The organism is Gemmatimonadota bacterium (assembly GCA_009841265.1).
Taxonomy (GTDB): Bacteria; JAAXHH01; JAAXHH01; order JAAXHH01; family JAAXHH01; genus JAAXHH01.
In genome coordinates, this window is record VXMB01000007.1 from 548,865 (window position 1) to 571,630 (window position 22,766).

23 protein-coding genes are annotated in these 22,766 nt (G+C 63.2%); 8 read left to right on the top strand and 15 right to left on the bottom strand.

What is annotated here, in order from left to right; translation table 11 throughout:
- Window positions 1-95: 95 nt before the first annotated feature.
- The 9 genes from F4X08_04195 to F4X08_04235 all read right to left on the bottom strand — a co-directional run bounded on the left by F4X08_04195 (window position 96) and on the right by F4X08_04235 (window position 11,000).
- Complete coding sequence (locus F4X08_04195) at window positions 96-410, bottom strand: hypothetical protein (GenBank protein ID MYD24999.1); 315 nt, start codon at window positions 408-410, stop codon at window positions 96-98.
- Window positions 410-1,474, bottom strand: a complete 1,065-nt coding sequence (gene ypdA, locus F4X08_04200) for a YpdA family putative bacillithiol disulfide reductase (GenBank protein MYD25000.1) — start codon at window positions 1,472-1,474, stop codon at window positions 410-412. Before ypdA ends, F4X08_04195 begins: the two co-directional genes overlap by 1 nt.
- Window positions 1,401-3,335 (bottom strand): ABC-F family ATP-binding cassette domain-containing protein, encoded by a 1,935-nt coding sequence (locus tag F4X08_04205; GenBank protein ID MYD25001.1) that lies wholly within the window; start codon window positions 3,333-3,335, stop codon window positions 1,401-1,403. The genes ypdA and F4X08_04205 overlap by 74 nt, the downstream gene beginning before the upstream one ends.
- 275 nt (window positions 3,336-3,610) lie before the next feature.
- The gene (locus tag F4X08_04210) at window positions 3,611-3,931 is read right to left on the bottom strand and encodes a hypothetical protein (protein MYD25002.1); all 321 of its coding nucleotides are present in this window, start codon (window positions 3,929-3,931) and stop codon (window positions 3,611-3,613) included.
- Between the two features lie 77 nt (window positions 3,932-4,008).
- Window positions 4,009-4,788, bottom strand: coding sequence for a hypothetical protein (locus F4X08_04215; GenBank protein MYD25003.1), 780 nt, complete (start codon window positions 4,786-4,788; stop codon window positions 4,009-4,011).
- Window positions 4,789-5,014: 226 nt separating this feature from the next.
- Window positions 5,015-6,115, bottom strand: coding sequence for a D-TA family PLP-dependent enzyme (locus F4X08_04220; GenBank protein MYD25004.1), 1,101 nt, complete (start codon window positions 6,113-6,115; stop codon window positions 5,015-5,017).
- An 85-nt stretch (window positions 6,116-6,200) separates the two neighbouring features.
- Entirely contained in the window at window positions 6,201-7,289 is a 1,089-nt protein-coding gene (locus F4X08_04225) for a DSD1 family PLP-dependent enzyme (protein ID MYD25005.1), read from the bottom strand.
- A 92-nt stretch (window positions 7,290-7,381) separates the two neighbouring features.
- Window positions 7,382-8,518 carry a Gfo/Idh/MocA family oxidoreductase gene (locus F4X08_04230; GenBank protein ID MYD25006.1) on the bottom strand — a complete coding sequence of 379 codons (1,137 nt, stop codon included), beginning with the start codon at window positions 8,516-8,518 and terminating at the stop codon, window positions 7,382-7,384.
- Window positions 8,519-8,552: 34 nt separating this feature from the next.
- Window positions 8,553-11,000, bottom strand: coding sequence for an MFS transporter (locus F4X08_04235; protein MYD25007.1), 2,448 nt, complete (start codon window positions 10,998-11,000; stop codon window positions 8,553-8,555).
- A gap of 57 nt (window positions 11,001-11,057) precedes the next feature.
- Between F4X08_04235 and F4X08_04240 the strand changes: the two genes are divergently transcribed.
- The 3 genes from F4X08_04240 to F4X08_04250 all read left to right on the top strand — a co-directional run bounded on the left by F4X08_04240 (window position 11,058) and on the right by F4X08_04250 (window position 12,399).
- Window positions 11,058-11,324, top strand: coding sequence for a hypothetical protein (locus tag F4X08_04240; GenBank protein MYD25008.1), 267 nt, complete (start codon window positions 11,058-11,060; stop codon window positions 11,322-11,324).
- A 21-nt stretch (window positions 11,325-11,345) separates the two neighbouring features.
- Window positions 11,346-11,768, top strand: coding sequence for a hypothetical protein (locus F4X08_04245; protein MYD25009.1), 423 nt, complete (start codon window positions 11,346-11,348; stop codon window positions 11,766-11,768).
- 136 nt (window positions 11,769-11,904) lie between these two features.
- Window positions 11,905-12,399 carry a hypothetical protein gene (locus tag F4X08_04250; GenBank protein ID MYD25010.1) on the top strand — a complete coding sequence of 165 codons (495 nt, stop codon included), beginning with the start codon at window positions 11,905-11,907 and terminating at the stop codon, window positions 12,397-12,399.
- Here F4X08_04250 and F4X08_04255 read toward each other — a convergent pair.
- The gene (locus F4X08_04255) at window positions 12,390-13,316 is read right to left on the bottom strand and encodes a LysR family transcriptional regulator (protein MYD25011.1); all 927 of its coding nucleotides are present in this window, start codon (window positions 13,314-13,316) and stop codon (window positions 12,390-12,392) included. The two genes, F4X08_04250 and F4X08_04255, sit on opposite strands and share 10 nt — an antisense overlap.
- A gap of 215 nt (window positions 13,317-13,531) precedes the next feature.
- Between F4X08_04255 and F4X08_04260 the strand changes: the two genes are divergently transcribed.
- The 4 genes from F4X08_04260 (at window position 13,532) to queF (ending at window position 17,505) form a co-directional block, all read left to right on the top strand.
- Window positions 13,532-14,686, top strand: a complete 1,155-nt coding sequence (locus tag F4X08_04260) for an inositol-3-phosphate synthase (GenBank protein ID MYD25012.1) — start codon at window positions 13,532-13,534, stop codon at window positions 14,684-14,686.
- Between the two features lie 16 nt (window positions 14,687-14,702).
- On the top strand, window positions 14,703-15,899 hold the full coding sequence (locus F4X08_04265; GenBank protein MYD25013.1) for a hypothetical protein: 1,197 nt from the start codon (window positions 14,703-14,705) through the stop codon (window positions 15,897-15,899).
- A gap of 67 nt (window positions 15,900-15,966) precedes the next feature.
- Complete coding sequence (locus F4X08_04270; protein ID MYD25014.1) at window positions 15,967-17,037, top strand: ABC transporter substrate-binding protein; 1,071 nt, start codon at window positions 15,967-15,969, stop codon at window positions 17,035-17,037.
- 69 nt (window positions 17,038-17,106) lie between these two features.
- On the top strand, window positions 17,107-17,505 hold the full coding sequence (gene queF / locus F4X08_04275; GenBank protein MYD25015.1) for an NADPH-dependent 7-cyano-7-deazaguanine reductase QueF: 399 nt from the start codon (window positions 17,107-17,109) through the stop codon (window positions 17,503-17,505).
- A 13-nt stretch (window positions 17,506-17,518) separates the two neighbouring features.
- Here queF and F4X08_04280 read toward each other — a convergent pair whose 3' ends face one another.
- The 3 genes from F4X08_04280 to F4X08_04290 form a co-directional block, all read right to left on the bottom strand.
- Window positions 17,519-17,932 (bottom strand): BrxA/BrxB family bacilliredoxin, encoded by a 414-nt coding sequence (locus F4X08_04280; GenBank protein MYD25016.1) that lies wholly within the window; start codon window positions 17,930-17,932, stop codon window positions 17,519-17,521.
- 219 nt (window positions 17,933-18,151) lie between these two features.
- Window positions 18,152-18,994, bottom strand: a complete 843-nt coding sequence (locus F4X08_04285; protein ID MYD25017.1) for a sugar phosphate isomerase/epimerase — start codon at window positions 18,992-18,994, stop codon at window positions 18,152-18,154.
- 72 nt (window positions 18,995-19,066) lie between these two features.
- The gene (locus F4X08_04290; protein ID MYD25018.1) at window positions 19,067-20,335 is read right to left on the bottom strand and encodes a Gfo/Idh/MocA family oxidoreductase; all 1,269 of its coding nucleotides are present in this window, start codon (window positions 20,333-20,335) and stop codon (window positions 19,067-19,069) included.
- 283 nt (window positions 20,336-20,618) lie between these two features.
- Between F4X08_04290 and F4X08_04295 the strand changes: the two genes are divergently transcribed.
- Complete coding sequence (locus F4X08_04295; protein MYD25019.1) at window positions 20,619-20,927, top strand: hypothetical protein; 309 nt, start codon at window positions 20,619-20,621, stop codon at window positions 20,925-20,927.
- Window positions 20,928-20,981: 54 nt separating this feature from the next.
- On the opposite strand, the gene F4X08_04300 is transcribed toward F4X08_04295, so the two are convergent.
- Both F4X08_04300 and F4X08_04305 read right to left on the bottom strand, forming a co-directional pair.
- Complete coding sequence (locus F4X08_04300; protein MYD25020.1) at window positions 20,982-22,100, bottom strand: cystathionine gamma-synthase; 1,119 nt, start codon at window positions 22,098-22,100, stop codon at window positions 20,982-20,984.
- A 118-nt stretch (window positions 22,101-22,218) separates the two neighbouring features.
- On the bottom strand, window positions 22,219-22,701 hold the full coding sequence (locus tag F4X08_04305; protein ID MYD25021.1) for a glyoxalase/bleomycin resistance/dioxygenase family protein: 483 nt from the start codon (window positions 22,699-22,701) through the stop codon (window positions 22,219-22,221).
- Window positions 22,702-22,766 lie beyond the last annotated feature (65 nt).

Sequence of the window (22,766 nt, forward strand, 5' to 3'; positions counted from 1 at the left end):
TTGGCGTGTAGCAACTGAGCAACCTGATGGAATGTCGCCACGTACGGAAGGTCGCCACCTGCGGCATGGCACACCGCGGACAGTGAACATTCGTCTCAAATCTCGCATGCGTCGCCGTTGCATCCCATTTTTCTTCGTCCCGCGATCTTCAGGACGGGCGGCAGGTACAGCAGCAGTCCGAAAGGAACCAACAGGGGAACCTGCAAGCACACTTTGCGAGCCGCATAGATCCCGGTGAAAGTCCGGTCCGTTCTGTTTTCGACCACGACGATTTCGCCTGCGGGAACTTCTCCAATCGGCGACCGGTCGGTCCGCAGCTCGACCCGGTCCAGCCAGTCCATGCGATCCGTGCGTGCCGCCTTTCGCGCGCAGTCGGGACAGTGCTCATTGAAATACAGTCTTACACTCACTACTTTACCCCGTCCTGCGCCAGAATATGCTCCACCACCTTCGGTCCATGCAAGCGGCTATTTTCGATGAAGATGTCGCTGCTCACGTTGCCGGCGGTGATGACGCCGATGATGTAGATGCCGGGCACGTTGGATTCGAAGGTGTCGGGGTCGTGTACCGGGATGTTGTCTTCGGGCTGCACCTCGACGCCCGTGCCGCTCAAGAAGGGCACGTCGGGTCCGTGGCCCGTCATGCAGAAGACGAAGTCGTTCGGGATCACGCGCTCCGTGCCCGCCGCGTCGAGGACGACCTCGGTCTGCCGGATCTCCTTCACCGTGGAATCCATGATGGCCGTGATCGATCCCTCGGCGATGCGGTTCTCCAGGTCGGGCAGGACCCAGTACTTGATGCCCCGGAACGCGCCGCGGCGGTAGGACATGGTGACCCGTGCGCCGGCGCGGTAGAGGGTCAGGGCCGTCTCCACGGCAGAGCTCTTTCCGCCCACGACGAGCACGTCCCGGTCGAAGTAGGGGTGGCCCTCCTTGAAGTAATGGAAGACCTTGGGCAGTTCCTCGCCCGGCATGCCGATCCGGTTGGCGCTGTCGAAGGCGCCGGTGGCCAGGATGACCTTCCGGGTCCGGTACTGCCGGTCGCCGTCCCGCTGCGAAACCGATTCGATCTCGAAGTCGCCGTCCTGACCCGAGATTCGGGTGACCTCTTCGTAGGTGTTCACCTTGAGTTCCTGGGATTCGACGAATTTGAGGTAGTAGTTCAGCGCCTCTTCCCGGGTGGGCTTGAGCCCCTGCACGATCATGGGCACGTCGCCCAGGGAGATGAGCTCCGGGGTCGAGTAGAAGATCAGTCCCGTGGGGAACTGGTAGATGGTGTGGACGATGCACTGGCGCTCCACGACCACGTAGTCCAACCCGGCCTGCTTGGCGGCGTAGGCCGCGGCGAGTCCGGCCGGTCCGGCTCCGATGATGACGGCGTCGTACAAGTTTCCTCCGATCCTAGTCTTCCAACTCCATGGCGACGACTTCCCACTCCAGGTAGAGGTTTTCCAGTTCCTGCCGGGCACGCGCATAAGCGCTGCCGACCCGTTCGACCTGTTCCCGGTCGGAGAAGGTCCCTTCCTCGCCCAGGTCGCCTTCGAGGCGGGCGATCTCCGCCTCCTTCTTCCGGATGGCCGCCTCCAGTGCCTCGGCCATCATCCGCTGCTCCTTGCGTTCCTTCTTCCGGGGATCGTAGGCCGTCCCTGCCGTCCCGCCAGTCGTTCCGGCAGCCGACCCGGCCTTGCGGCGCGGCTTCTTCTCCTTTGCCCGCGCGGCGGCGAGGCGCTGCTCCTCCTTGTAGGCCCGGTATTCCGAGTAGGTGCCTTCCCAGTGGCGGACGCCGTCCTGCTCGAAGATCAGCAGCGCGCTGACCATCTGGTCGAGGAAATACCGGTCGTGGGACGCCACCATGAGCGTGCCGGGGTAGTCGGCAAGGGCCTGCTCGAGGGCCTGCCTGGAGAGGATGTCGAGGTGGTTGGTCGGCTCGTCGAGGACCAGGAAGTTCGGTTCCTCCAGGATCAGCTTGGCCAGTGCCAGGCGCCCCTGTTCCCCGCCGCTCAGCAGGTTCACCTGCTTGAAGACGTCGTCTCCGCGGAAGAGGAACCGGCCGAGGAGGTTGCGGACGGTACCCTCGTTCATGGCCGGCCTGACCGACCAGAGTTCGTTCAGCACGGACCGCTCTCCCGTCAGGCTGGCCCGTTCCTGGTCGTAGTAGCCGATGTCCACGCCCGTACCAAGGCGGATGCTCCCGGACGAAGGCGTCTCCTGGCCCACGATCATGCGGAGCAGCGTGGTCTTTCCCGCGCCGTTGTACCCGATCAGGCCCACGCGGTCGCCCAGGTGCTGGGTGAAGTGCAGTTCCGAGAACAGCGTCCGCGTGCCGTAGCTCTTGGATAGGTCATCGAGCGCGAGCACGTCCCGGCCGCTGCGCTTCATCGTCCCGAAGTTCAGAGAGGCCGACCTGTGCTTCGTCCGCGGCTTATCGAGGCGCTCAAGGCGCGCCAGGTGACTCCGCCTTCCCTGGGCCTGCTTGGTCTTGACGCCCTCGATGGTCCGGCGGATGAACTCCTCTCGCTCCTTGATGAAGGCCTGCTGCTGGTCGTATTCGCGCTGCCGTGCCTTGAGGCGTTCGGCCTTGACCTCCATGGCCCGGGTGTAGTTGCCCGGGAAGTTTTGCAGCCCCAGGTCTTCCAGTTCGGCGATCCGGTTCACGGTCCGGTCGAGAAAGTAGCGGTCGTGGGAAACGAGCAGGATGGCCGCCGGGTGATCGGAGATGTATTCCTCCAGCCACTCCGTCGCGGCCACGTCCAGGTGGCTTTCCGGCTCGTCCAGCAGTAGCAGGTCCGCGTCCCCCAGCAGCAGCTTGCCCAGGCGAAGGCGTGTCTTCTGCCCGCCGCTGAGCACGTTGACCGGCAGGGGCAGGTCTTCCTCCTTGAAACCCAGGCCGTGAAGCACGGTCTTCGCGCGGTGCGGGTAGGTGTAGCCGCCGGCCCGCTCGAATTCTTCCGTCAAACGGCCGTACAGCCCGAGCCGGCGCTCGGTTTCCTCCGCGTCGCCCTTCGCCTTCTCCAGCGCCGCTTCGGCCTCGCGCAGCTGCTTTTCTAACTCGTGAATGCGCTCGAAGCTGCTCAGCGCCTCGTCCAGGACCGAGTTGGTGGCGGTCAGGTGCGCGTCCTGGGTCAGGTAGCCGGTCCGGAGGTCCCGCCGGCGCGAGATCTCACCTTCGTCCGGCGACAGGTCGCCGGTGATGAGCTGCAGCATGGTCGTCTTGCCGGTCCCGTTGGAACCGATCAGGCCCACGTGCTGGCCGGGGTCGATGCCCCAGCTGATGCCCTGCAGGATACACTGCGCGCCGTAGTGTTTCGTGACTTTGTGGAAGGATACGAGCGCCATAGGTCAAGTCGTGTTTGAGGAAGCCGTGTTCTCGCCGAAGGAAACCGGGTAATATCAAAAAACCATGGAAGGCTGGCCGAAAGCTTCCATGGTTTCTTCGAGTAGGATGCACTCAGTACGGCAATTTGTATGCGCAAGACCCGGTCAGGCACAGGCCTGTCCAGGCAGTCCAGGCACATCCGGGCCGGGTAGGTCTTGGTACGGATGCTGACACGCCGGGGCGGCCCCTGAAAAGTGAGTGGGTGCCGCCGGGTCGGGTCAGACCGGCCCGTGAATCAGACGGCGGCTTCCTGGGCGGTGACTTCTCCGTCCGCGTACCATTCCACGAAGTTGTAGACCCCCTTGCGGATGATCCCGCGGGGATTCCCGTGTATGTCCACCCGGTCGCTGCGTACCGTGACGATCTTGGAGCGGGTATCGATCTCTTCGTCCGGCACGATGACCCGGGCCACGAAGAACTTGCCGTCCTGCTCGCAGACGCCGAATTCCATGTTCTTGCTGTTCAGATCCTGAACGCAGAACTCGATGGCTTCACGCTTTTCGAATTCGCCTGTTACCTGAATGTATTCGCCCTCGGTGGGTCCCAGTAGCTGCATACGATCGCTCTCTTCCTGCCGCGTGCCCATGGTTACCAATGAAATTCAGGTCGCTTACTGAGTGCGCACGCCTCGACTCAGCGACCCCGGAATGCCGCGGGACGTTTCTCGAGAAACGCCGCGATGCCTTCCGCCTTGTCCTCTGTGGAGCTCACCGCTCCGAATTCTCGGGCTTCCAGCGCCAGGGCTTCGTCCAGTCCCCGGTCCAGCCCTTCATTGACGCAGGTCTTGATGGAAGCCAGCGCCACGCCGCCCTTGGCGGCCATGCGCCTGGCCAGTTCCCCGACCGTCTTCATCAAGTCTTCCGGCGCCGTAACGCGATTGACGAGCCCGAGGCGATGGGCCTCGGCGGCATCGAACATATCGCCCGTCATCATCAACTCGAGGGCCCGTCCCCGGCCGATGAGCCGCGGCAACCGCTGCGTGCCGCCCCATCCCGGGACCAGGCCGAGGTTGATTTCCGGCTGGCCGAACCGGGCTTTCTCCGAGGCGTAACGCAGATCGCACGCCATGGCCAGTTCGCATCCGCCTCCGAGCGCCACCCCGTTCACGGCGGCAATGACCGGCAGCCTGAAAGCCTCGATCCGCCGGAAGAGGCGATGCCAGCGATGGGTCATTTCCTCGGCGTCCGAACCCGACAGCCGCTGCAATTCCCGGATGTCGGCCCCGGCCGCAAAGGCCCGGTCGCCGCTACCCGTCAGCACGACCACGGAAGCGTCCGGGTCGCCGTCGATCCGGTCGAGCGCTTCGCCGAGCTCATGTCCGACCTGGTCGCTGAGCACGTTCAGGGGAGGATGGTCGATCGTGATCGTGACCACCCCGCCGTCCTGCTCGATAAGTATCTGCTCAAACGACATGAAAGCGCCTTGTCGACGTGCCGTAAAACAACCCATATCCCCGGGACGATTCCCATGGAATACGGCCCGGTTTTCGCGGAAAGCGCGAACAGTTTAAGATAATGTATTTACGTCACTTCGTCAATAGGAAAGTGAAAAATCGTAACACGTTTGTCACATAACCGCGAGGGAAATCCGGAGGTGGTTTCACGAGCGCCGGCGGACCGGAATCTTACTGAACTGAACCCTATTCCCGGTTCCGCGCGTCGACGGTCCACTGTTCCCGACAGCGGCCGTCGCCGTCGATCACGTAGACCTGGCGATGCAGCGCGGTGCAGGGGCATACGTGGGTGGGGAAGACGTAGATGGGATCGCCGACCGACAGGCCGGAGCTATCGGGGCAGTCCATGATCCAGTGTTCCTCGTTGTGCAGCCCGGGTTCGGCGCCGGGAAGGTTCCAGGGGATGCCGCGCTGCCCGGCCGGGTCCGAGGCGATGGACTTGTTGCCCAGGTCGAGGGTCACGCGCGACGGCGTCGGAACGCTGATGATGCGGCTGAGGAGCAGGGCTGCGGCTTCGAAGGGCAGGTCGGGAAAGCGGCTGCTGTACCCCCAGTCCCAGAACACCGAAGTGCCGGGCGAGGGCTCCACGTCTTCGGCCGGAGCATAGCACGGGAAGGATATGGAACCGCCCATGACCCGCCGCGGCACGGGCAGGCCCCGGGACTCCAGCCGGGCCTGAAAAGCGCGCACCTGGTCCAGCGCGGCGCCGCAGGCCTGCCGACGTTCCTCGAGGTCCGACTGGTGGTTATGGCCATCATAGCCGTGCAGGCCGCCGGGCGTGATGCCGGGGAGGCGGTCAAGCAGCGCGTAGAGCTCGAGCGCTTCCGTGCCGGCCGCTATACCGGTGCGGTGCTGGCCCACGTCGAAGTCCAGCAGCACGTCGATGGTCACACCGGCGCCGGTGGCTGCCGCCGACAGCGCCTCGGCCGCGCCCGCATCGTCCACCATGCTGCGGAAGGTCGTACCGGGATAACGACCGGCGAGGTCGACCAGGCGTCCGATGTTGGGCCCGATCATCTGATAGGCGATGAAGACGTCCTCCACGCCCATATCCGCCAGCATCCGCGCCTCGTAAATCGTGGCGCACTTGAACTTGTCGATCCCGGACGCGCGCTGCATCTCGATGACGGCTCGCATCTTGTGGGTCTTTATGTGGGGACGCAGGCGTTCGGGGCCGCCCGCGATCTCCAGGGTCCGGTCGATGTTCACCTTCAGCCGCTCCCGGTAGACCAGCATGGACGGGCTGGGAATCTCATCGACATTGGCTACGAGGTATCGGGGATCCATGGGGGCTCCTTGCCTGGTGGATATTCGGGCGCGTCGGGTACGTCGGCCACGGGACAGACCGATTGACACTGTACGCGATGCCGGCCTACTGCAGCTTCCCGCGCGCCGCGATGTCCCACACGGATTCAACCGTGCCGTCGCGCACGCCGTAGAACCGGTCGTGGAGGTTGATGGTGGTGCAGCAGTGGCTCGGGACGATGTGGAACTTGTCGCCCGGTCTGAGCGTGCAGGACGCGCCGGGCAGTTCGATCTTGACGTGTTCCTCGGACTGGCGCAGGATCGATGCGCCTTCCACGTCGCGGACGGTCTGCAGCCCCATGTCGTTCGTCATGGTCTTCAGGCCCGCGTCGGAGACGGCGAGTTCGTCGCCGGGCCGGCTGACGATGGTGGCGTAGATGGTGAGCGCGCAGTCGAACTCGGGAATGCGTTGCTGGTAGGTGCCGTCCATCAGGATATAGGACCCCGCCTGCACTTCGTTCACCCCCGGGAACGTCCCGGTGACCTTGTACGTTCCCGTGCCGCCGCCGCTGACCAGGTCCACGGTCAGGCCCCGCTCGCGGATGTAGTCGGCCGTCTGCGTCAGCATGGTCATGGACGCACGGCAGCCCGCGTACCGTTCCTCGTCGTTCGGGTTGCCGATGATGTGGCCCTCGTAGCCCATCACCCCGCGGAAGACGACACCCGGATGCCGGTCGATGGCCTGGGCGAGTCGCCACGCGGGTTCGCCGGGCGGCACGCCGCAGCGCTCCATGCCCACGTCGACCTCGATGATCATGTTCACCCGGGTGCCGGCGGCCAGCGCCGCGTCGGAGATCTCCCGGACGTTTTCTTCATGGTCCGAGGCGACGATGACGTCCGAATGGCGCGCGAGAGCGACCAGTCGGTGGATCTTGACCCGTCCTACCACCTGGTTGGCCACGAGGATGTCGCGAATGCCCGCCGCGGCCATGACCTCGGCCTCGCCCAGCTTGGCACAGGTAACGCCCCGGGCGCCGGCCTCGATCTGCCGGTGGGCCAGGACCGGCGTCTTGTGCGTCTTGGTGTGGGGCCGCAAGAAGGCGTCCTTGTCGGCAAAGAACGCCGCCATACGGGCGATATTGCCTTCCATCAGGTCCAGGTCGATCACCAGGGCCGGGGTGTCGATGTCTTCCATCGGACTGCCGGGACGGGCCATGAGGCGTACTCCGGATTACTCGATAGATGCGAGCCGTTTAGCGTATAGTCAATGTATAGCCGACGGAACGGTCAGGTACAGCGTATTCCACACTACCAATCCCGCGAATCCGGCACGGCCAGCGAACGGCCGTTCTCGGCGATGGACTGCTGGCTGACGAGGCCGGGCAGGGTCATGTCCATGGCCTCGTGCAGGCCGATGGACGGCTTGTGCCGGCCCTCCGCGGCTTCGATGAATTCGACCAGTTCGTGGTAGTCGCTCCCGCCGTGCCCGGCGCCTTTCGCGGCCGCCGCCCCCATCCAGTCGGGCAGGAACTCTTCCTCCAGCTCGTGAAGGTCCATCCACGTGTTGCCGTCCGCGCAGCGGGACTTGAGCCAGATGCGAAACGGCTGTCCCTTTCCGCGGGCCGACTCGTAGCAGCCGTCGGTCCCCTGGAGTTGGTAGTTGGTCAGGGCGTGGGGCCGGTCGGAGGTGAGGTCCATGCGGACCTTGGCCAGGCCGCCGCCCGCCATCTTGCAGAGCATGACGCTCGTGTCCTGGGCGTAGGGCTTGCCCTCCGCGTCCAGGTAGTGATGCCCGCTGCCGTGACAGGTCACGTATGCCACGCGGTCGTCGAACCATTGGAGGATGGGCCCCAGGCTGTGGGTCCCGTAGGTGATGCCGTCGATGCCGGACTGCCAGTGGCGGCGCCAGACCTGTTCGGGCGGCAGCCCCCGGGCCGCCAGGCGATGCTCGTCGTACCCCTTGAGCTCGTGGAGGTATTCCCCTTCGGCATAGTAGGGCGTACCGAAATGCCCTGCCTTCACGAGCGCCTTCACCAGCACGTTCTCCCGGATGTAGGTATAATTCTCGCCCATCATGTACACGCGGCCGGAGGCCCCGGCCGCCCGGACGATCCCCTGGCACTCCTCGACCGAAACGGCCGCCGGGACCTCGCTGAAGACGTGCAGTCCCCGGTCCAGTGCCGCGATGGCCTGCGGCGCGTGCAGCGGCATGGGCGTGGCGATGATCACGCCGTCCAGGTCGGACCGATCGAGCATCTCGCCGTAGTCGGTGTACTGTTCCGAGGCGCCCAGCAGCTCCGCGGTGGCGGGCAGCGCGCCGGCGTCGACGTCGCACACGGCGTGGACGCGGACCCGCGGGAGGGCGTCGCACGCGGCGCGGAAGCTCATGCCCCGGCCGCATGCCCCGGCGATGCCGAGGTGGAACTTATCGTGGCGAGGGCTCATAGCCGATCTCTTTCAGGTTCGTCGGACCGGCCGGTCAACTCACCAGCGTGGCGATCCGCCGCATGCACACCGCCAGGAAGATCTCCTGCGCGCCGGGCAGGTCCTGGTGGGCTTCGCTTTCGATGAAATGGTTCATGGTCATGATTATGAGATACACCGACAGGGTGTCAAGGGCACTCTGTTCCACGACAGGGTGGCTGTCGCGAATGAGCGCCGCGAGTAACCGGGCCTGTTCCATCATGGCCGGCACGTCGTTGCGTTCATAGGCCTGGGTGAACAGCGCGAAGAGGCTTTCCACGCTCCGGCGGGTGTCTTCGGGGACGGCCTTCGAATCGGTAAACCGGGAAACGGTCCGCTTGATCATGCGCTCCAGTTCGCCGTAGCGTTCGTTTTCCTCCATGGACAGCAGCTTGTAGAAGCGGTCGCCGGCCCCCAGCGTCCGGCAGATGTTGTTGAGCAGCTGCAGCCGCACCGCGGGCGATGTGAAGGAGCCCAGCCGGTCGAAGGTCGGCTTGATGATGCGGTAGTCCTCGCGGTGGCTCAGGGCCTCCACGAGCGTGGGGAAGGTCAACGGGTCCACGTTGTTCGAGAAGTGCCAGAACAGCAGTTCCTGCACGTCGTCGCCTTCCATCTGGCCCAGTCCGGAAATGGCGCTGATCCGCACCCTGGGATCTTCGTCCTCCAGGGCCTCGACCAGCGGGTCCACTGCCCTGGCGTGTTTCAGCTGGCCCAGGGCCTCGGCCGCCTCGCTTCGGATGTCCGATGACGGACTCTCCAGTTCCCGTATGAGCGAGTCCACCGCCACCTCCGAGCCGGTTTCCCCCAGCGCCCGCGCGGCCTGCCTGCGCACCTTGGAGCTGGCGTCGGACAGGGCCTGGACGAGGTGGTCTATGGCCATGGGATTCCGGGACCGGCCCAGCCTGTAGGCCGCCCGTGCGCGCCGGTCTTCGGCCGTGGCCACGTTAAACACGATGTAGTTGAAGGTGTAGCTCAGCAGGTTGCCACGGAACATGTTCGAAAGAAGCTGCTGGGACGAGATGGAGCGGGCGTCGCGTACCGGCCGGAGCAGGAACAGCGGCACGAAACGCATGATCCCGCTCAGGAAGAACAGGAGATTGATGTCCTGGATCAGGAACCCGGCCACGGTGAAGCGGACCCCGGCCAGCGAAGCCACCAGGATGCCTCCCAGGAGTGGCCCGGCGGCGTAGAGCAGGTTGATCGACGTGGACCACGAGGCCATGTAGGCGACCCGCTCGTCCTGGTTCTCCTTCGGTAGCAGCGCGTACTGCAGGGGCGTGACGCCCAGGTTGATGCCGCCCATGATGAGGCCGGAGAGCAACATGGCGACGGCGACCATGGCGTGGTTGCCAGGCTGGCACAGCCCCCACAGAAAGGCGTTCAACGCGCCGGGGATGATGAGGATCTGGAGGACCGGCTTGCTGCCGAAGCGGTCGATGATCACGCTCCAGGCGCGATACCCCGCGATGGTGGCGAGCGTGCCCAGGGCGCTCAGCAGGGAGATGGCGGTATAGCCGAACCCCAGGCGGTCGAGCATGAACACGCTGAAGAGCGGACCGGAGAGGCCGAGGGCGAACTGCCAGGACGCGTAGAATGTGACCAGCCGGCGGAAATTCCTGTCCCGGAAGGGCTGCAGCAGGTGGCGCAGGGGATTCCGGGTCTCGGTCTCGTCGACCCGGGTCGGATAGGGCGTGCGCCTGAGAAACAGGGGCCCGGCGGCGCCGCAGAGGGTCCCCACGACGAACACCACCACGAAGGCCATGAGCTTTTCTTCATCCGGAAACCAGTCCACGAAACGGCCCGTCATGACGCCCACCGCCGCGCCCACGAGACTGTTGACGATGGTCTGCCGGCTCGTGAAACGGGCGCGGATGTTCTCCGGTACGGTGCCGGCGACCCAGCTCGAGTAGAACGGCGTGTAGATGTACCCCGCGGTCAGCCCGGCGACCAGGAAGATGAGCAGCATCCGCTGGTGCAGCGATTCGACGAAGAGGAAGGGGATCGTGATCATGAGTCCCCGGAACAACGCCTCCAGCACGCCGTTCCAGACGACCCAGCGCTTCTTGTTCTCGATGGACTTGCTGAAGAGGGAGGAAATGATCTGCACCGGCGCGAGGATCGAGGCGATCGCGGAGTAGAAGGCGATGTCCGAAGCGTCCAGCCCAAGGGACAGCACGAAACCCGCGAAGACGGCCGTATTCGTGCCGACCATCTGGCCCCAGGCCCCCCAGAGTCCTCTCACGACGATAAAGGATCGTAGCGATCGATTGACTTCGCCCCGTGAAAGCATGTTGGGTTGCTCCGTTGGCCTGTCTGTACTGGTGGTCCCGTGGTCCCGTGGTCCCGGGGTCTCACTGTTTCGGCCGCGATTGACTGCGCGTCCCGCGAAATGCGCCACAGAATAGGAGCGCCGTACCGGTAACGTCAAGAATATAAAAGAAAAAACAAGAATCGTGGCTTGCATTTCCACTAATCCATTTATAATCACTATAGTATCGGATCATTTGAAAGGAGCCTGGAAGTGGAAACCGTATCGATCTGGATCCAGCCAGCCGTACTGGTGACGGCCTTTATCTTCTTCTGGCGGGAGGCAAAGGGGAGCAGGCGGGATGTGAGGGCCGAAATGCTAGAAGTGGAAAAAAGGATTCTCGACCGGATGGACGAGAAACTTGAAGCGAAAGACGAGCGATTCGACGCGCGATCTGCGGCCATGAGTGATCGGTTCGACGCGCAATTTGCAGCCATGAGTGATCGGTTCGACGCGCAATTTGCAGCCATGAATGATTAGTTTGCCGCGCAATTTGCAACGATGAACGATCGGTTCGACGCACAATTTACAGGCATGAATGATCGGTTCGACGAGAAGTTCAATATAGTAAACGCGCAACTTGTTGCCACAAACGAGCGAATTGACCAGAATTTCAAGGTTGTGAACGAGAGGTTTGATAAAGTGGACCGGCGGTTTGACCGCATGGAGGAACGAATAAACTCCGTCGAAATCCAGCAAAGCAGATTGGACGAAAGGATGACGGCCCTGGATGGACGGGTGGATGAGATGGACGCCAAAATCGAGGGAATGGATGTCAGAATCCAAGGAATGGATGTTAAAATCGAGAGAATGGACGCGAAAATCGAGAGAATGGACGCGAAAATCGAGGGGCTAAGCGCGGATGTCAACGAATTGAAGCAGGGCCGGTCCGCGTCCAGAACACGTCGGGCTTCTGTTGGCTGATACCGTAAGCTGATACCGTAAGCTGATACCGTAAGCTGGTTTTACAAATCGAATTGACAACCGAGCCGAATGGCGTACATTATTAACATATAACAAAGGCCTGCTGCCTCAACCCACAACCCGTCCGACTGGAACCATGCGACGCACCACATTCTTCTTCATACTTCCGGTACTCGTATTTCTGGCAACCCCCGGCACGGCCGTTACACAGTTAGACGCGGTCGTGGACGAAGGCCGGGAACAGATCGCCGCGTCCGTCGAGGAGTTGTTGATCGCGCCTTGCTGCTGGCGCGCACCGTTGAGCCAGCACTACTCGGGTACCGCGGAACGGATGAAAGAGGATCTTCGGGAAATGCTCGCAAACGGGAGGACGCAAGAGGAGATCCTCGATCATTACAAGGCCATGTACGGAGAACGCATCCTTTCCTCTCCGCCCAATGCCGGGTTCAACCGTCTGGCCTATCTCTTCACGCCGCTCATGTTCCTCGTCGGCGGCGGTGTCATCTTCATCACGCTGCGCCGATGGCGGAACGGACGAATGAGCCGTGGTGATGCCGAAGGTACCGCAAGTACAGGCAATGATCCCCGTCACAGAGACCGCATCGACGCCGAACTGAACGCCTACGACTGATCCCTTTTCTGCCGCTCCGACCAGGCCTCACCCTCGCCGTAACTTTCGAAGATATCCTTCAACAGCACTTCCAGCGCGGGGCTGAAGTACCGTCCGCGCCGCCAGGCCACGCCGATATCCCGGCTGAATTCGAAGCCCTCGACGGCAACCTCGCGAAGCGTTCCGGCCGCAATGGACTCCTGAACCGTCAGTGAAGGCAGGAAGGAAATCCCCACGCCCGCCTCCACGAGTTTTCGCATGGCCTCCGGGCTGCGCATTTCCATGACGACGCGCGGCGACACGCCCACCTCGGTGAATCGTTCGTCCACGATCCGCCGCGACACGGAATCCTCGTGGAAGAGGATCAGCGGCTGTTCCGCCACCTCCGTCAGCGCGACCGACTTCCGGCCGGCGAAGGGATGGCCGCCGCCGACCACGAGCGGCATGGCATCGTGGTAGATGGACATGGTTTCGATCCGGGGGTGGGTATAAGGCAAAGTGATCAGGGCGAACTCCGACCGGTTGGCCAGGAGTTCCTCCACCAGGTACTGGGAGGGCGAGACGTGCACGGACAGTTCCAACTCCGGATACCGTTCCACGTAGCGCTTGAGGATGTCGGTGAGCAGGTAGGTCACCGCGGCGTCGGTGGCGCCGAAGGCGAAGCCCTCGCCCGGCAGCACGTCCCCGCTGGCCAGGCGATTCTCCGCCTCCTCGGCCAGATCCTGGATGCGCACGGCGTAGTCCACCAGCGCCCGGCCTTCCATGGTCAGTGAAACGTGGCGGCTTCCCCGGTTGAACAGCTTCACGCCCAGCGTCTCTTCCAGTTCCCGCACGCCGTTGCTCACCGTGGGCTGCGTCACGTGCATGTCCCGCGCCGCCCGGGAGAAACTCTCGCGCCGCGCGACGGCAAGGAAGTATTGCAGGTAGTACAGGTTCATGGCGTTTGCTCCTTTAGCTATAGATAACGTCTATAGATAATATAACAATTATTTATTTGAGTTATATGAAAATTGGGCTTTCTTATTGCGATAGATGTTTACGAGGTCCCATTGAGCATTTCATTCATTCTTCAATACTCCGGGAGCGCGTGACGCGGTGCGCGTGACAGGTGCGCGTGACGCGGGCCCGGCGAAGGAAGGAAAGCGGGGAAAACATGAGCAGCAAAGTCAGAGTGGCCATCGTCGGCGTGGGTAACTGCGCCTCGTCCCTGGTGCAGGGCGTGGAGTACTACCGCAGCGCCGCGCAGGACGAGTTTATTCCGGGCCTGATGCACGCCAACCTGGGCGGTTACCACATCAGCGACGTGGAGTTCTCGGCCGCCTTCGACGTGGGCGCGGACAAGGTGGGCAAGGACCTCAGCGAGGCCATTTTCGCCCATCCGAACAACACGGTGAAGTTCGCCGACGTGCCGAACCTGGGCGTGCCGGTGCAGCGGGGCATGACCCACGACGGGCTCGGCAAGTATCTCAGCGAGGTCATCGAGAAAGACGCGGGCGACACTGTCGACGTGGTCGAGGTGCTCAAGGACACGAAGACGGACGTGGTGGTGAGCTATCTGCCCGTGGGCAGCGAGGAAGCCACGAAGTGGTACGTGGAGCAGATCCTGCAGGCCGGCTGCGGCTTCGTGAACTGCGTCCCGGTCTTCATCGCGAGCACGGGCCACTGGCCGGAGCGGTTCCGCAAGCACGGCCTGCCCATCATCGGCGACGACATCAAGTCCCAGGTGGGTGCCACGATTACCCACCGCGTGCTGACCCGCCTGTTCGCGGACCGCGGCGTCAAGGTCCTGCGCTCCTATCAGCTCAACTTCGGCGGCAATACCGATTTCTACAACATGCTGGAGCGTTCGCGGCTCGAATCCAAGAAAATCAGCAAGACCAACGCGGTGACGTCCCAGCTCAGTTACGACATGGGCGAGGACAACATCCACGTCGGTCCCAGCGATCACGTGCCGTGGCTCGAAGACCGCAAGTGGTGCCACATTCGCATGGAAGGCGAGACCTTCGGCGGCGTGCCGCTGAACCTCGAGCTGAAGCTGGAAGTCTGGGATTCGCCCAACTCGGCCGGCGTCGTCATCGACGCGGTGCGGTGCTGCAAGCTGGCCCTGGACAACGGCCTCAGCGGTCCCCAGCTCGGCCCTTCGTCCTACTTCATGAAGTCCCCGCCCGAGCAGTACGCCGACGACGTGTGCCGGCGCCTGGTGGAGGAGTTCATCGAGGAGTACGGCAAGCAGACGGACCGTCCCGCGGAAGTTCCCGCGGAGACCCCCGCGGAAGTGCCGGTCGAAGAACCTGTTCTCGGCAGCTGAAGGAGACCAGGGACTCATGGCCAAGCGCCTTCGCGTCGCCGCCATCTGCACGATCTACTTCCCCGGCGCCCACGCGGACGTCATCGTCTCCAAGTTCCTGAAGGGCTGGTCGGTCGACGAGGGATACTTCGCCCCCGAAGTGGACGTCGTATCCATCTACATCGACCATGTCCTCGAGAACGACATCGGCCTGCAGCTAGCCGAGAAGTTCGGGGTACCTGTCTACCCGAGCATCCGCCGCGCGCTGCACGCGGGCGGCGACAGCCTCGGGGTGGACGCGGTGCTGCTCATCGGAGAGCACGGAGACTACCCGTGGAACGAGCGGGGCCGCCACATGTATCCGCGGCGGTACTTCTTCGAGCAGATCGCCGGCGTCTTCGCCGAGAGCGGGCGCTCCGTGCCCGTGTTCAGCGACAAGCATCTCGCCTACGACTACCGGGACGCCCAGTGGATGTGGAACCGGGCGGAGGAACTGGACATTCCCCTGATGGCCGGCTCCTCCCTGCCCCTGGCCTGGCGCGATCCCTGGATCGAGTACGACCTGGAAACCAACGTCGAAGAAGCGCTCACCGTGGGGTTCGGCGGGATCGAATCCTATGGCTACCACACCCTGGAGGCGCTGCAGTGCATGGTCGAGCGGCGCATCGGCGGGGAGACGGGCGTGGCTTCGGTGCAGTGTCTGGAAGGCGATGAAATGTGGCGGGCCTGCGAGGAGGGCCTGTGGTCGCGGGACCTGATGGATGCGGCCCTCGACGCCATACCCGGCAAGCCCGAAGGATCGGCGCGGGATCACGCGAAAGATCCGGCGGTCTTCCTGGTGGAACGTAAAGACGGATTACGGACGACGACCCTCATGCTCGGCGGCTACATCGAGACCTGGGCCTATGCCGCCCGAGTCGACGGCAGCGTGCACGGGGCCGTCTTCAACCTGGTCCGCGAGGGCAACCACGCCCACTTCGGCTACCTGTGCGCCAACATCCAGCGGTTCTTCCTGACAGGCGCCGCGCCGTACCCGCCCGAGCGAACGCTGCTGGTCACGGGCATCGTCGACGCCGTGATGAACAGCCGGTACGAGGGTCACCGCCGGATCGACACCCCGTGGCTCGACGTCGCGTATAAATCCTACGAGGAAATGCCTTACCGGCCCGTCGCCTCCCAGCCGGAGGGCGGCAGCGTGGACCCCGAAGCGCCGGACATCACGGGCCGGGTGTGAGTTTGAGGGAAAAGGAATTGTTCTGAAAACCAGGCACCTTTCCATTCTTAAGCCAAAAGAAGTCTGAATGTTACGATTATTCGTGTTATTTTCGTTGGTTTTGTTTACGCCGCCTGCACACGGCCAATCCGTAACCGTGGTCAGCTATGGCGGGTCGTTCGCCCAGGCCAGTGAGAAAGCCATCCACAGTCGCTTCGAGGTCGAGTCCGGTATAAGTGTAGACATGGACCATTTCAACGGTGGATTGGCCCAGGTACGCTCGCAGGTCGAGATCGGTAAAGTGTATTGGGATGTCGTCGATTTCGAAATGGCCGAGCTGGTTCGTGCCTGTGACGAAGGTTTGATCGTGCCGATAGAAACCGAACGCTTCTCACCAGGGTCCGATGGTACGCCCGCACACAAGGATTTCGATTCGGGAACGATTACCGAATGCGGTGTGGGCAAGTTGTATTTCTCTACGGTGTTCGCGTACAACGAAAAGAACATCGGTGACAGAAAGCCCAAAACGATCAGAGACTTTTTCGACATGGCTGGATTTCCGGGTCGAAGGGGCTTGCGACGCGTGCCGCAAGGAAACTTCGAATTTGCGCTAATGGCCGACGGAGTACGTGTCGAAGAAGTATACGCCGTCCTGGACACGGAAACGGGCGTAGACCGAGCGTTTGAAAAACTGGATACCATCAAAGAACACGTCGTATGGTGGGAAACCGGCGCACAGCCGCCTCAATTGCTGGCCGACGGCGAAGTGGCTATGACTACGGCTTACAACGGCCGTATCTTCAACGCCCAGGCGCTGGAAGGTCAACCGTTCGTAATCGTCTGGGACGGACAGATACTGAAGATGGGCGCCTACGGCATCGTAGAAGGCACACAGAACCTCGAAGCCGCACATCGTTTCGTGGACTTTGCTACATCGGCCCGGTCGATGGCGGAATTGACCAGGTACATTGCGTACAGTCCTACACGCCGATCGGCCATGCAGCTCATCAGTGTACACGCCGAAACTGGTGTGGAAATGATGCCGCACTTGCCGACCGGTCCGCAAAACATGGCACGTGCCCTGCATAACAACTGGCAGTGGTGGAGCGACAACGGAGAGGAAATCAACGAGCGTTTCAGCACATGGTTGACAAAATAGAAACGGGTACGCTTTAATGTCTTTCTATGAGCGGCATTCAACCATGTGTAATCCGCCCCAATAAACCTCATGAACATCGAACCCCGACAGAAGCAGTTCGACTTCGACGGCCCCGAGTCCATCAAGCCCGAGGTCCTGGAGACCTTCCCCTACGAGTCCAAGGGCGATCCCCTCGACGTAGATATCGATACGGACGAGTTTACGGCGGTCTGCCCCTGGACGGGGCTGCCGGATTTCGGTGAGGTGATCGTGTCCTACGTGCCGGACGAGCAGGTCCTCGAACTGCGTTCCTACAAGTTCTACCTACTCTCCTACCGGAACGTCGGCATGGTGCAGGAGCACGTAACGCGCCGGATCCTCGACGACCTCGTCGCCGCCGTACGGCCGGTCCGCATGACGGTCAGCACCGACTACCGGGTCCGGGGCGGCATCCACACGACCTGCACGGCGGAGTACGAGAAGGAATAGGTCCGGCCGGTTTTCAGCAGTGTTCGTTGAACGCCAGCATGAGCCGCTGGGCCACGTCGAGCGCCGTGCGGCCCTCGATGTCATGGCGTTCCAGCATGAACGCCACCTGGCCGTCCTTCATCAGCGCGATCTGCGGCGATGACGGAAAATACCCCTTGAAGTAATCCCGCGCCTTGCTCGTGGCTTCCAGGTCCATGCCGGCGAAGACCGTGGTAATCCGGTCCGGCTTCTTCTTGTTCTGCAGGGCCATGGCGACGCCCGGCCGGGCATTGGCCGCCGCGCAGCCGCAGACGGAATTGACCACGACCAGCGCCGTACCTTCGTGCTCCTCCAACAGCGCGTCCACCTCGTCGGCGGTCTTCAATTCTTCTACGCCCAGGTCCGTCAGTTCCCGGCGCATGGGTTCAACGAGTACGGGATCGTACATGTTGTAGTGCCTCCACGGGTTTTGATGAGCGTCACGATCATTCAGGCGATGATCGTATATTATACCTGCGCGACCCACGATTCAATTCAATTTACTATTAAATGTTAACTTTCGCGGCATCCGGGCGGGCGTCCCGCGGCGTCCTCCGGGCGTCCCGCGGCGGCCGCCGGGCATCCCCTCGGCAGCCCGTGGTGTCCCGTGGCGTCCCCCGGGCGTCCCCTATGCCCGCTCAGCCTGCGACTCCTCGAAAGCGCCCTCCAGAGTGCGGTAGGCCAGGCCGGCCGCGTCGAGGGGGTCGTAATCCTCGCGCTGCTGCACCATCATGCTGACTTCCACGGTAATGTAATCGTCGTATCCCGCCGCCTGCATGGCGTCCAGATACTCTACGTAGTCGAAATCACCCTCGCCGGGGATCAGGAACTCGAAGTCCGGGGCCCGGCCCCGCTGGTCCTTCACGTGGGTGTGCACGGTGTGGGGCGCCAGGGCCGCCACGCTTTCCGCCGTGGGCACGCCGGCCACGTCGAAGTGGCTGATGTCGTAATTGAGCTTCAGGTACTCGGAATCGATCTGATCAAGCAGCCAAAGGGTTCGCTCCACGTCGCAGAGGCAGCAGCCGATGTGGGGCTCCATAGCGATGACCACGCCGTGGCGGGCGCCATGATCCACGAGATCGCCCGTCTCGTTCAGCAGCCGGTCCCGCACGTCGGTCCAGTCCTCTGGCCGGCCGCCGGGCGTGGTGTCCAGGCAGGGCACGAGATGGTCCATGGTCAGGTCCGCGCAGAGTTCCACGGTATCCTTGAGCCGTTTCATGTTGGCGGCGTGCAGGCGCACGTCGGGTTCGAGGAGGCTGGTGTGCCCGGCGATGGCGGGCATCTCCACGCCGTGCTTTGCGAAGAGGCCGCGGATCCGGCGGCGTTCCTCGGCGTCGAGCGTGCCCAGTTCCGTGACATAGCCCGGGATGACGGTGATTTCGATGCCGTCGTATCCCAGGGACGCCAGGTGGGGCACCGCCTCGTCCAATTCGACGGCCGGCATGCCCCAGGTGGAATAGCCGAGTTTCATAAATCTCCGTCCCTGCGACCGCAATGCCGGCCGGCCATGCTGTGACTCATCGCCGCCTCGGGCGTCTCTACTTCAGATGCCCAGGCTGTCGTTGATTTCCTGCTGGTAGCCGTTGGTCTCGTCCGCCATGATCTCGTCCATGGTGACGGCCCTGCCCGCCTGTCCTGATTCCATGATGCCGTAGGAGACGGCGACCGAGCGCATGCCCATGTATCCGTCGACCTCTGGCTGGCGGCCTTCATCGATGGCTTCCGCGAAATCGGCGTACTCGATGGCGATGATCTTGCGGTCCGTTTCCGGGAAGGGGAAACTGTATTTCCACATGCGCTCGCCACCGAACAGCGCCGCGGTCGCCTCGTCCAGGGCGAAGTCCGGTACGAGGTCCAGGAGCGCGTCTCCCTCGATGGTCTTGCCTTCCAGGGCAATGGAAAACGGCTGGCCGGAACGGTCGCCGGGCAGTTCCATCGCCCCGGATGAACCGTATATGCCCCGGTGCCAGAACCCCTTGCCGAAGGTCGCGTGCTCTTCCAGGTACTGGCAGACCGCGCCGCTTTGGAAGGTCAGCGTGGCATATGCCGCGTCTTCGGCGGTCACCTCGAATTCCGCGGGCATCTCCGCCTGCCAGTGCTCGTAGACCCCCGCCGGCGAGTTGCGGGAAGCCGTCGCGGGATCTTTGCCCGCCATGTCGTTGTAGCGGATCTTCTCATGGAGCCGCGTCTGGGCGTAGATGTCCGACACCGGACCCATGAAGTACTCCAGAATGTCCGCGAAGTGAACGCCCACGTCGAGCAGCAGGCCGCTGACGTTCTTCAGGTGCCGCCACACCGTAATCAGCATCTTGTTGCTGCCGCCGGCCGTGTTATGGACCATGTAGCGGGGCGCGCCGATTACGCCGGCGTCCAGCAGGGCCTTGGCGAGACGGTTTACCGGATCGCGGCGGTAGTTCTCGGCGACCGACAGGATGCGCCCGGCCCCGTCCGTGGCTTCGCGCATGAGGCGGCAGGCGCGGACCGTGAGACCCATGGGCTTCTCTGTCATCACGTCCCATCCCCTGGACGCCGCGTCGGCGCACACGGTGTGATGGAAACGCGGATCGGTGCAGATGTCGACGGCCTGCAGGTCGCCGGCGTCCACCTCGTCCAGGCTCGCGACCACCGCGGGACGGATGCCGAAATGGTCTTCGACGTGACCGGCCAGGGATTCGGCGTTCTCCGTCTTCGGGTCGCAGGCCACCACGGGTTCGAACCGGCAGAGGCCCGTACGGTGCAATTCGGCCAGGCCGTAGAGGTGCCGGTGCCCCATGCCGCCGCAGCCCACCAGTCCCAGTCTGATCTTTGACATAATTACTCCAATATGTCTTATCGTCAGTTTGAATGAGGAAACGCGGTGATTCGTACCTTAGCGGGTCAATCGCAACGACTTTTGAAACGACTTATAATATCGTTCGGATCGCGTGCTGTCAAGGCTCCGGAGAAGGCGAAAACCCGCCGGTCCGGCGTATTCCCCGCTTGTTTTTCATGGTCGTATTTATTATATTGGACCGTTATCCGAAACCCGGCGACGCGTTTCGCCGGCCGGGTCGCGTAAGAAGCCAAAAGAATTTGTATAAAAGGATAAGGAAACCATGCTGAGACTGATCATTGCCGCGGCCGCGACGGCGGCGCTCACCGCCTTCACCTGGCAAAAGCGCAGACTGATCCGGGCGATGGCGGAAGAACTGCTCGACAAGGGCATCGAACTGACCGTCAACAACCGGTTCTGGCCCTCGAAGTCCGGTACGGATCTGGACGTGCCGATCGTTTACGTCACCGATGGCGGCTCGAAGTATCACCGGTCCGACTGCCGCTTCCTGAACGGCAATGCCAGGGCCATAGCCGTCGACAAGGCGGAGGAAGAATACGCCCCCTGCGGAACCTGCTGGCCCGCAGCATAAAACTCACAGAACTGCCGGCCGAGAGTCCTCCGCAGTCCGGTGCCCGGTCGGCCCTCACCCCAGCGCCTGCACCAGGTCGCCGATCAGGTCCTCGGCCGCTTCCAGTCCGGGGGACAGGCGGAGCAGGTTGGGTGCCGTTACCGAGCCGGGCCCCTCGATGGACTGCCGGTGCTCGATCAGGCTTTCCACCCCGCCCAGGCTCGTGGCGTTCCGTATCAGCCTGACCTTGCTTGCGACCTGCAGCGCGTCCTCCCGCGTGCCCCTGACCCGCAGGGAAAGCATGCCGCCGTACCCATCCATCTGCCGCGTCGCAACGGCGTGCCCCGGGTGATCGGGCAGGCCGGGATAATCGACGCCCTCGATCCCCGGATGACCGGCCATCGCCGCGGCAATGGCCTCCGCGTTGGCTACGTGGCGCGCCATGCGGCATCCCAGCGATCGCAATCCCCGCAGGACCAGCCAGGCGTTGAAGGGTGAGAGCACGCTGCCGGTGACCGTACGCACTCGTCGGGCCCGTTCGACCCGGTCTCCGCCTTCACGGAACACCAGCGCACCTCCCTGCACGTCGCTGTGGCCGCCGAGGAACTTGGTCATGGAATGCATGACGATGTCGGCGCCGTGTTGCAGGGGACGCTGCATTACCGGCGTGGCGAAGGTGTTGTCCACGGCCAGCCGGGCGCCGGCGGCGTGGGCGATGGCGGCCACCGCGCCGATGTCGATGACGTCCATGGCGGGATTCGACGGGGTCTCCGCCCAGAGCAGCGCTGTTTGGGGCCGCACGGCGCGCCCGACCGCGCCCAGGTCGGTCATGTCCACGTCGCTCACCTCGATGTTCCAGTTCGGCAGGAGTTCCTTGCCGACCGCGCGGGTGACGCTGTACACGTCCCTGTGCATCAGTACGTGGGCGCCCGGCTCGAGCGTCTGCACGCAGCCCGTTACCGCTGCCATGCCCGATGCGTAGACGAGCGACTCCGCACCGTCCTCGATGGCCGACAGGGCCTCTTCCAGCCGGTCCTGACTCGGGTTGCCCATCCGGATGTAGACGTGGTCGTTCGTGGCCTCGCCCTCCGGCGTATGCTCGAAGGTGGTCGAGAGGTGAATGGAAGGCGCGATGGCTCCCGAGCCGGGCTCCAATCCTCCCCCCGCGTGGACCAGCAGGGTGTCTGGCTTCATGGTCTGCTCCCGTTTCGGTAACAAATGGTGACCGGTCCGGCGCGCTGTCCGCGGCAGGCCGGTACTTCGGTCCAACTCGACAGGCCAGCGTGGGCTGTCCGCGGCCGCCGGATCTTTGCTAACCGCCGCAGCACGCTGTCGCATCGGACGAACGCGCCGTTTCGGCAGTGTCGCCGGACTTAAGTTCCGCGCAACAGTCTTCTTCATCCCGCCCGCCGGGTTCATCCAGGTCCCGGTTCAGCACGTAGATCTCCCATTCGCGGCCGTCCGGATCCTCCACCCAGAACTTGTCCTGGTTGGCGTAACAGCAGTCGCAGTCCATCTCTTCACGGGTTTCCAGTCCGGATGTCCTGATCCGCAGCAGGTGCCGCAGAACCGTTTCGTGGTCCCGGACCTCGATGCCGAAATGGTTCGCTCCGTCGCCCGCGGCCTTCCCATCTGCGTACAGGGCCAGGTTCAGTGGGGCGAGGGACGGCAGGAACTTGACGTAACCGGGATGGGTCTTCACGGGATCCTCGCCGAAGAACCTCTTGTAGAATGCGACGCTCCGTTCCAGGTCGCGTACGGGAAACGACAGGTGGATCTTGGGATAACTTGACATGTCTTCCTCCTAAATGGGTATCGGTACTGCGACAACGTCCTTCCAGATAAACCGGTTCCCCGTTT